This window comes from Mycobacterium sp., from assembly GCF_025933915.1.
GTDB lineage: Bacteria > Actinomycetota > Actinomycetes > Mycobacteriales > Mycobacteriaceae > Mycobacterium.
Genome location: NZ_JAICZA010000163.1, coordinates 1 through 9617, shown reverse-complemented (window position 1 = coordinate 9617; position 9617 = coordinate 1). Strand labels below are relative to the sequence as shown.

General features: G+C 66.0%; 10 protein-coding genes. 7 read left to right on the top strand and 3 right to left on the bottom strand.

Features of this window, described 5'->3' with window-relative positions; translation table 11 throughout:
* Positions 1–166 precede the first annotated feature (166 nt).
* From Q0W90_RS20350 to Q0W90_RS20340, 3 genes are all read left to right on the top strand, one after another.
* Positions 167–880, top strand: coding sequence for a VIT family protein (locus Q0W90_RS20350; protein WP_297700337.1), 714 nt, complete (start codon positions 167–169; stop codon positions 878–880).
* Positions 881–980: 100 nt separating this feature from the next.
* Positions 981–1823, top strand: coding sequence for an acyl-CoA thioesterase domain-containing protein (locus Q0W90_RS20345; RefSeq protein ID WP_297776223.1), 843 nt, complete (start codon positions 981–983; stop codon positions 1821–1823).
* 2 nt (positions 1824–1825) lie between these two features.
* A complete protein-coding gene (locus Q0W90_RS20340) occupies positions 1826–3373 on the top strand; it encodes an AMP-binding protein (RefSeq protein ID WP_297598611.1) in 1548 nt (515 codons plus the stop codon).
* A 98-nt stretch (positions 3374–3471) separates the two neighbouring features.
* On the opposite strand, the gene Q0W90_RS20335 is transcribed toward Q0W90_RS20340, so the two are convergent.
* Positions 3472–4092 carry a TIGR03085 family metal-binding protein gene (locus tag Q0W90_RS20335; protein ID WP_297598591.1) on the bottom strand — a complete coding sequence of 207 codons (621 nt, stop codon included), beginning with the start codon at positions 4090–4092 and terminating at the stop codon, positions 3472–3474.
* Between the two features lie 103 nt (positions 4093–4195).
* On the opposite strand from Q0W90_RS20335, the gene htpG reads away from it, so the two are divergent.
* Together htpG and Q0W90_RS20325 are read left to right on the top strand one after the other, a co-directional pair.
* Positions 4196–6130, top strand: coding sequence for a molecular chaperone HtpG (gene htpG, locus Q0W90_RS20330; protein ID WP_297700334.1), 1935 nt, complete (start codon positions 4196–4198; stop codon positions 6128–6130).
* Positions 6131–6198: 68 nt separating this feature from the next.
* Complete coding sequence (locus tag Q0W90_RS20325; protein ID WP_297598595.1) at positions 6199–6414, top strand: hypothetical protein; 216 nt, start codon at positions 6199–6201, stop codon at positions 6412–6414.
* Between the two features lie 11 nt (positions 6415–6425).
* Here the strand turns inward: Q0W90_RS20325 and Q0W90_RS20320 are convergent, their stop codons facing one another.
* Positions 6426–6818, bottom strand: a complete 393-nt coding sequence (locus Q0W90_RS20320; RefSeq protein ID WP_297776219.1) for a hypothetical protein — start codon at positions 6816–6818, stop codon at positions 6426–6428.
* A gap of 372 nt (positions 6819–7190) precedes the next feature.
* On the opposite strand from Q0W90_RS20320, the gene Q0W90_RS20315 reads away from it, so the two are divergent.
* The gene (locus tag Q0W90_RS20315) at positions 7191–8210 is read left to right on the top strand and encodes a TIGR03617 family F420-dependent LLM class oxidoreductase (protein ID WP_297776218.1); all 1020 of its coding nucleotides are present in this window, start codon (positions 7191–7193) and stop codon (positions 8208–8210) included.
* 44 nt (positions 8211–8254) lie between these two features.
* Here the strand turns inward: Q0W90_RS20315 and Q0W90_RS20310 are convergent, their stop codons facing one another.
* Entirely contained in the window at positions 8255–9004 is a 750-nt protein-coding gene (locus Q0W90_RS20310) for a sensor domain-containing protein (RefSeq protein WP_297776216.1), read from the bottom strand.
* Between the two features lie 121 nt (positions 9005–9125).
* On the opposite strand from Q0W90_RS20310, the gene Q0W90_RS20305 reads away from it, so the two are divergent.
* Complete coding sequence (locus Q0W90_RS20305; protein ID WP_297598614.1) at positions 9126–9485, top strand: VOC family protein; 360 nt, start codon at positions 9126–9128, stop codon at positions 9483–9485.
* Positions 9486–9617 lie beyond the last annotated feature (132 nt).

The window sequence follows — 9617 nt, the reverse complement described above, 5'->3', positions numbered from 1 at the left end:
GGGATGGGTTCGGAACCTCCCCTGATACAACTCAGACGCTAGATAGCTTCCCTATGGCCTAACTGTGCCTGGCCCATGCAAAGCGTTGGCCCCGCCCCGTACCGCGCTGGTTTGGCAAGGCTAGGTTGGCTAGTCGGCCAGGTGTTTCCTCTATATCGTTGCCGCCGTGTCGAGCGCGTCACATCCGGCCGAACCGCATCTCGGGTCGGTGTCGTCGAAGTTGAATTGGCTGCGTGCGGGTGTGCTGGGTGCCAACGACGGCATCGTCTCCACCGCGGGCATCGTCGTGGGAGTCGCGGCGGCCACGACCCTGCGAGCTCCGATCTTGACCGCCGGGAGCGCCGGACTGGTCGCTGGAGCGGTGTCGATGGCGCTTGGCGAATACGTATCCGTCAGCACCCAGCGCGATACCGAGAAGGCGCTGCTGCGCAAGGAGCGCCGTGAATTGCGCGACGATCCGGCCGCCGAACTGGACGAGCTCGCCGCGCTCTATGAGGCGAAAGGCCTGACGGCGGCCACCGCACGCACCGTGGCAGAGGAACTCACCGATCAGAATCCGTTGCTGGCCCATGCCGAGGTCGAACTCGGCATCAATCCCGAGGAGCTGACCAGTCCGTGGCAGGCGGGCTCGTCGTCGGCGCTGTCGTTTGCGGTCGGTGCCCTGTTGCCGTTGATCGCCGTCTTGGCCCCGCCGACGACGTGGAGAATCCCCGTCACCGTGGCGGCCGTGCTCGTGGCGTTGGTGATCACCGGAGCGGTCTCGGCCGGTTTGGGCGGGGCGCCAAAGCTTCGCGCCGTGCTCCGCAACCTCATCGGCGGCAGCCTCGCGTTGACGGTCACCTACGTGATCGGTCACGTGGTGGGCGCGGCAATCGGCTGACCGGCGCGGTGCACATCCACCGACTGGAAGCGCAACTGTAATATTCACGGTTGCGGGTCTCGGCAGGGGCCCGCGATCCCATCACGCGAAGGGTCATGCAGTGGCCGAGCCCGATATCGTGCCGGATGAAGCTCAATGGGCGCAACCGGTGCCGTACTTTGTGCGCGACGAAAAGTACTTTGTACCAACCGAAATCGCGCGCGGCGGGTGGGGTCCGTCACTGAGCGGCCACGTCGTCGGCGGACTCTTGGCGTGGGCGGTCGAGCGGGCGGCGCCGGACGCGCACCTGCAACCGGCGCGGTTGACGGTCGACCTGCCCCGGCCGACGGCGCTCAAACCACTCGAGGTGCACACCGAGGTGCGCCAGGACCGTCGCCGATTGCGGCTGGTCGAGGCCGTCATCACCCAGGATGGCGCCCCCGTGGCACAGGCCAGCGCACTGTTCTTGCGGCGCGGCCCGCAGCCCGACGGGCAAATCTGGTCGCCACCGGTGCAGATGCCGCCGCTACCGCCGGGCCCGTCGTACCCGACGCTTTTCATGCGAACCTACGGCTGGGGTTCGGAGGTGCAGAACCCCGATCCGGACTGGCCCCAGACCGAGGGCCCGAAGTACACGTGGTTACACGAGAATCGGCCGTTGATCGACGATCAACCGCTCACCGCCTTCACCCGCGCGGCGATGGCCGGCGACATCACGGCCTCGATCGCCAACTGGGGCACCCGCTCCCTGGAGTTCATCAATGTCGACTACACGCTGACGCTGACCCGGCTGTCCGAGGGGGCGCATATCGGGCTTGCCTCCCTTACTCATCACAGCCACGACGGGGTGGCCAGCGGCTCAGCAGTCCTGGTTGACGAGAAGGGCCCGTTCGGCACCGGCGTGTCGGTCGCCGTCGCGCACTCGGGATTTCGGGCGCACTCCGTCGATCCGTCGACCGGGTGACGTTGGTGGGGGGCGGTGCGGTCACCTTCTGGACGCTGATTGCCGATGCGGCGCAGCGGGAATCGACCCGACCGCTTCTCGCCGACGAGCACGGTCGCAGCCTGACCGCACGTCAGCTGCGCGACGCCGCGTGCGCAACCGCCGCCGCGCTCGCCGAACGGGGAGTCTGCGCGGGCACGGTGGTGTCCTGGCAGCTGCCCACCACGATGGAAACCATGGTGGTGATGGCCGCACTGGCCCGACTCGGCGCGGTGCAAAATCCGATCATCCCGTTGCTTCGGGAAAACGAGCTTGGTTTCATCACCGGCCAGTTGAACACCGAATTCTTTGTGGTGCCGCAGGTTTGGCGCGGTTTCGATCACGGCGGGCTAGCTCGTGAGTTGGCCCGAGACAAGGGCTTTGAGGTCATCACCCTCGATCTGGCGACGCCCCCGGCCGGTGTGCTGCGGCTGCCCCGCGCCGAAACGGGCCCCCTTCCCGAACCCCCGACATCGGCCGACGAGGCCCGCTGGGTCTACTACTCCTCCGGGACCACCGCAGCCCCCAAAGGGATCCGCCATACCGACACCTCGGTCATCGCCGGCTCGGCGGGAGTGGTGGGCATGGTGGGGGCCACGAGTAGCGACGTGGACCCCGTCGCCTTCCCCATCGCTCACATCGGCGGGGCCGCGATGCTGGCCACCGCATTGCTGACCGGCATGCGGCTCGCACTGTTCGAGACATTCGATCCGGCGACGACGCCGCTGGCCATCGCCGCCCACAATCCGACGTTCCTGGGCACCGCGACCCCGTTCTTCGTGGCATTCCTCGAAGCCCAACGGGCCCACGGTGACCGACGGTTGTTCTCGTCGGTGCGGGGCTGTCTGGCCGGAGGCGCACCCATCACCGCCGAATTGGGACGTCAGGTCCGGGAAACCTTCGGCGTGGCCGGGATCGCGAACGCGTGGGGGATGACCGAGTTCCCCTGCGCGACTTCGCCTTCACTGACCGCACCGCCGGAGGTACTTGACCATACCGTCGGCCCACCGGTGCCCGGGGTCAGGGTCCGCGTGGTCGACGACCAGGACGTCCAACTGGCCGCCGGACAGGAGGGGGAGCTGCGACTCAAGGGACCCCAGTGTTTCCTCGGCTACGCCGATCCGACGCTTGACGCCGATGCGTTCGACGGCGACGGCTGGCTGCGCACAGGCGATCTCGGCCTCATCGATGCGAACGGCAATGTCCGCGTCACGGGTCGCACCAAGGACGCGATCATCCGTAACGCGGAGAACATCTCCGCCCTGGAGATCGAGAATGCGCTCGCCGAACATCCCGGTGTTGCCGACGTCGCCGTCATCGGGATCCCCGACCCCCGCACCGGTGAACGCGTCTGTGCCGTGGTGGTGCCCGCGACAGCCGATGGCGTGTCATTGGAATCGCTTGTGCGACACTGCCAATCACGGGGCCTGAGCCGCTACAAGCACCCCGAGCATCTCGTGGTCGTCGACACCCTACCGCGTAATCAATTCGGCAAGGTGATCAAGAAGGACCTTCGCGAGGCCTTCGGGTGATCGGGTCGGCGACTACCTCCACGCGCGTGTAACCCCACTGCGAGATCCGGGCGGAATTTTCGCCGTGCGGTTACACGCGCGGGCCATTCCCAACCGGGCTATAACCCCTTGGGCGCATCACGAACCGCCTGCACCGCCGCGGCGTCGCCGTCGAATTCGACCTGCGCCGCGCGCCCGACGGAGAACAGCAGCAGTTCCTCGGGCGGTCCGGTCACCGTCACCGCCGGACCCTGACCGGCGGTGAGCAGCGTCTTGCCCTCCGGGGTGCGCAACGCGACCCGCCCGGGCGCCTTGGCGAGGGTGAGCCGGGCCATCAGCGGCAGCGTGCGGCGCAGCATCGTGCTCAGGGCGGGCTCCAGCGCGCGTGGCTGCCAGCCCGGCTGCGCGCGGCGCACATCCTCGTGGTGGATGAACATCTCGGCGACATTGGCCACCGGGTCGAGCAGCTTGAGCGGCGAATACACCGGCGGACCGGCGGCGACCTTGCCGACCAGCTCGTCCCACTCGTTGCGCTCACTCACCTGGTTCTGCACCTTGGCGGTATGCGAGGCGAGGAAGGGGATCAGGATGCCCGGGGCGGCGTCGGGGCGATACTCCCGGATCACGAGGTGGGCGGCCAGGTCGCGTGTCGTCCAGCCCTCGCACAGGGTGGGCGCGTCCGGACCGACGCCGCGCATGGTCTCCACGAGGGCGGCGCGTTCGCGCTGAGCAACAGACATGCGTTCAGCGTAGAGCCGGTCGCCCCGCAAGAGGACGGGTCCACGAACACCGATCGCGGGCGGCTCGGTAAATTTGAAACGTCATGTTGTCGAAGGGAATGTCATGAACGCGCGCGTCGAGCAGTTGGAGTTTCAAGCAGAGGCTCGGCAACTGCTGGATCTGATGGTCCACTCCGTCTACTCCAACAAGGACTCGTTCCTGCGGGAACTGATCTCCAACGCGTCCGACGCGCTGGACAAGCTGCGGCTTGAAGCGTTCCGCAACAAAGACCTGGATGTCGACACCTCCGACCTGCACATCGAGATCGACGTCGACCACCAGGCGCGCACCCTGACCGTGCGCGACAACGGCGTCGGAATGACCCGCGCCGAAGTCATCGACCTGATCGGCACGCTGGCCAAGTCGGGCACGGCCGAGCTGCGCCAGCAACTGCGCGAGGCCAAGAACGCCAAGAACGAAGCCGCCTCCGAGGAACTCATCGGCCAGTTCGGTATCGGTTTCTATTCGAGCTTTATGGTCGCCGACAAGGTCGAACTGCTGACCCGCAAGGCCGGCGAGAGCGACGCCACCAAATGGGAATCGAGCGGCGAGGGCACCTACACCATCGAATCGGTCGACGGCGCGCCGCAGGGAACGTCGGTCACCCTGCACCTCAAGCCCGAGGACGCCGAGGACGAGCTGCACGACTACACCGCGGAGTTCAAGCTCCGGGGACTGGTCAAGAAGTACTCCGACTTCATCGCCTGGCCCATCCGGATGCAGGTCGAGCGACGCACGCCCGCGACAGAAGAGGGCGGCGAGGAGACCGTCACCATCGAGACCGAGACCCTCAACTCGATGAAGGCGCTGTGGGCCAGGCCCAAAGAAGAGGTCTCCGAGGAGGAGTACCAGGAGTTCTACAAGCACATCGCGCACGCCTGGGACGACCCGCTCGAGGTCATCGCGATGAGGGCCGAGGGCACCTTCGAGTATCAGGCGCTGCTGTTCCTTCCGTCCCACGCGCCGTTCGACCTGTTCAACCGCGACGCCCAGACCGGGATCCAGCTCTATGTCAAGCGCGTGTTCATCATGGGCGACTGCGACGAGCTCATGCCCGAATACCTGCGCTTCGTGAAGGGCGTGGTGGACGCGCAGGACATGTCACTCAACGTCTCGCGCGAGATCCTGCAACAGGATCGGCAGATCAAGGCCATCCGGCGCAGGTTGACCAAGAAGGTCCTTTCCACGCTCAAGGACCTGCAGTCCGAGCGCCCCGACGACTATCGGACCTTCTGGACCCAGTTCGGAAGAGTCGTCAAGGAGGGCCTGCTGTCGGACTTCGACAACCAGGACACCCTGCTGCAGATCTCTTCGTTCGCGTCGACGCACAGCGAGGAGGAGCCCACCACGCTCGCCCAGTACGTGGAGCGGATGAAGGAGGGGCAGACGCAGATCTTCTACGCCACGGGGGACACGCGTCAGCAGATCCTGAAGTCGCCGCATCTCGAGGCGTTCAGGGCCAAGGGCTATGAGGTGCTTCTGCTCACCGACCCGGTCGACGAGGTCTGGGTGGGGACGGTGACCGAATTCGACGGCAAGCCGCTGCAGTCGATCGCCAAGGGCGAGGTGGACCTCAGCTCCGAGGGTGACGAGAGCGAGGCCGAGCGCGAGGAGCAGCAGAAGGAATTCGCCGACCTGCTCACCTGGATGAAGGACACCTTGGCCGACCACGTCAAGGAAGTTCGCCTCTCCACCCGGCTGACCGACTCGCCCGCCTGCCTGATCACCGACGCCTTCGGGATCACGCCCGCGCTCGCGCGCCTGTACCGCGCCTCGGGGCAGGAGATTCCGGTGGGGAAGCGGATCCTCGAGCTCAATCCTCACCACCGGCTCGTCACCGGCTTGCGCCAGGCGCACCAGGACCGCAGTGACGACCCGTCAATCGCCGAGACCGCGGAATTACTTTACGGCACAGCACTTCTCGCCGAAGGCGGCGCGCTCGATGATCCGGCACGGTTTGCCGAGCTGCTGGCCGACCGGCTGGCCCGCACGGTGTAGACCGGTCTTCGCCGACGTATCGGCGATTTGTGGGATTGAAAAGTCGCTGGCAGGGATACTTAGGTTCCATGGCTGAGTTTCGCGTCATCGACCCACATGGGCGGGTCGTCGCGACGAAGAATTTCGCCAAAGCGGAGGCCGCACACGCATGGTTCGTCCACTCGGTCGGCGGTAATACCGAGCTGGGTTGGCGCATGGAGGTCGACGACGACGGGCAGTGGGCCTTCTTCGATGACACCGAGGGCTTCACCGCCCCGGTGAGCCGCCCGCCGACGAAGCGCTGACGGCGTCAGCCTTACGGGCCGATCACGAAGCAGCGGGTGGTGCCGCTGATGAACAGGACTTCGTCGACCGCGGATTGTGGTGTGGACGGAAATTCGAAGCGATGCACTTGTTGGCCGGCCTCGATGGTGGCGTCCTGCGATTCGTTGGTGCCATCTTTCTTGCGAACCAACGCCGTGACCCTGTCCGATTTCGACGGGCTCTGCGGGTCTTCGAAGTACCACACTTCGATCCCCGCCCCTGAGTTATCGGCGCGCCAGCCGTCCGAGTAGTAACACGGCGGATTGCCCTCGGCATCCGGTGGCGGTGGCGGGCATATCGACAGCCCGACGCACGCGGGTGTGCCGCTGGGGCTGGGTACGACGGTCCCGGCGGCGGTTGGGCTGGGCGGAACGCTCGTGCTCACCGGCGCCGACGATTTCGTCGAGGTCGGGCCGGATGTGCCGGGCGCAGCGGCGTGCTGCGACCCGCAAGCCATCAGCCCCGCACACCCGAATGCGACCACGGCGCACCACCGGGCACCCCGTCCGGCGTCGAAACACGTTACATGCCACCTCATTTCAGTGACACAGTTCGCACCCGGTGCCGTCGTTCACAGCAATTCTCACTGCGATTGCTCCGGCAATGAATGATCCACGAAGCACGTTCGTGAACCTCCTTTTTAGTGAAACCCCGATGGTTGCTGATGACTACAGAGCTAACACCGTGGGCGGGTTGTCCAGCAAGGGGCGGACGCGCCGCGGATCGTTCGCCCGTACCCGCGACGTAGGCTCCCACCATGCATGTCGACGCGATGACGACCCCCCAGCCGCTCGGCCAAATCGGCGAGCTTGCCCGACGAACCCGATCCGCCGGATTCTCCGGTCTGTTGTTCACCGAGACGGGCCGCACCGCCTACCTGAACGCCGCCGTCGCGTCGCAGGCCGCCCCCGATCTCGAACTGTCCACGGGCGTCGCGGTGGCCTTCCCGCGCAGTCCCTTCGTCACCGCCGCCGCGGCATGGGAACTGCAGGAAGCAACCAAGGGAAAGTTCCGCCTGGGTCTGGGAACTCAGGTGCGCACCCACGTCGTGCGGCGCTACGGCACGGCCTTCGAACGGCCGGGTCCCCGGCTGCGCGACTACTTGCTCGCCGTGAAGGCATGTTTCACGGCGTTCCGTTCCGGGACGCTCGACCATCACGGTGATTTCTACGATCTCGACTTCATCACCCCGCAGTGGAGCCCGGGGCCCATCGACGCTCCCGACCCGAAAGTCGATATCGCGGCCGTGAATCCGTGGATGTTGAGGATGGCGGGTGAGGTGGCCGACGGGGTGCACGTCCATCCGATCGGCGAACCGGGCTACCTGGCCCGTCATGTCCTGCCGACGGTCACCGAAGGGGCGGCGAAGGTCGGCCGTTCGCCGTCGGACATCGCGATCATCGTGCCCGTCATGACGATCGTGGGCGACAGCGACGAAGAGCGCGACAAGCAGCGCGAAATCGTGCGCGCCAGCATGGCCTTCTACGGAAGCACGCCCAACTACGCGTTCATTTGGGACGAAGCCGGTTTCGAGGGCACGACGGCCCGGATTCGGGAGAAACAGAAAGCCGGAGACTTCGCCGGGATGGCGGCCCAGGTCAGCGACGACCACATCGCCGTCTTCGCCACCGAGTCGAGCTGGGACGCGTTGGCCGACGCGTTGACCGACAAATACTCCGGCACGGCAACGCGTTTGGTGATGTACAACTCCGTGGCCGATCAGGATCGCTTCGAGCGATACGGCGAGGTGGCCCGGCGGATACAGCACCGCCAATAGCGGTACCGCAGAAGGTTATCGGGGTCGCCGAGCCTTGGTGGCCGCTACTGCTTGTCGACCTTTCCGGCGATCTGATTGGCGATGTTGATGCCCAGGTCCCCGACGTCCTTGCGGCACACGTCGACATCGATGACGACGTTTCGACGGACGGTCAGTGCCCGCTGACAGGACGTGGACATGTGCGTGCCATTTCGGTTGACCGTCAGGGTCACCGGGGCGGTGAGCACCCCGTTGGCGTTGGAGACCGGCCCCACCTTCCATTGAATTTCCGGAGCGATGTCGTTGGCGGGCACGGTGTCCTGGCGGTTGGCACACGCAGGCCAGCGTTGCGACGACGCAGCGAAATAGGCGCTCGCCTGTTCAGGAGTCGGAAACAACACGACGAATTGGTCCACGCCAGGGCCTTCGATCCGATCTGCGCCCGCAGGAGCTGGCGCGAGGTCGTGGTAGCCATAAACCGCGGTGCTCCCGCTGTCGGCATATTGGGGTATTGAGGCGGTGTGGATGGCGTACTTGCACTCGGCCGGAAGCGTGTAGTCCGTGCGGTGAACCTGCTCCTCCACCAGCGCGGTGAAAGGCGGGTCGCTCGCCGTTCCCCGGACACCCAGCGTGCTGTCGATCTCATCGGGCGACAACATGAGATCGGCCAGCGCGGCCTTCGCAAGGGGGGTCTTCGGCGATGCCGTGGTGGTCGTGCTCGACGACGCCGCGGTGTCACCCCCGCTGCTGTCACCGCAACCGGCGACGAGTATTCCGGCGGCGGCGATGGCGACCGCGGCAGTTAGCTGGCGCATGGTGGGTGCCCCTTCCTCCTTGAATCGATTCCGCAGAGGTCGTTTGCGGATGGAGCATACGACAGCACCGACCGTCATGAGCCCGTTCGGAGTGAAGCGATATCTTCGCGGTGTGGCCGCAGTGAACTTCGTTTCCGTCGCACCGATCGTCCCCGTTCGAGATCTCGATGCCGCCCTGGATCGCTACCGCCTGCTCGGCTTCGACGCGCGCGCATACGACGGCCCGGATCGCTACGGCTTCGTCGACCGCGGGCCGGTGTCTCTCCACCTCACCGAGTGGGACGAGCACGACCCGTTGCGCACCGCCGCCAGCGTGTACTTCTATGTCAGCGACGCCGATGCCCTCTACGCGGAGTGGGCCGGCCTGGAGAATCTCGATGGCCGGTTGATCGCGCCGCAGGACACTGCTTACGGTTTGCGCGAATTCGCGTATGTCGACCCCGACGGCACCTTGCACCGGGTCGGTTCACACCAGACCTGATCGGGCGGTCTCCGTTGAGAGACGGGGCTTTTCGTGAACGGTACGCATCCCTCCCCGTCGGAGGACACACCAGAAGTTGTCGCTCAAAGGCGGGCATTGGCGTTCATCCTCGCCGGGCCGGGGCCCGTGAGC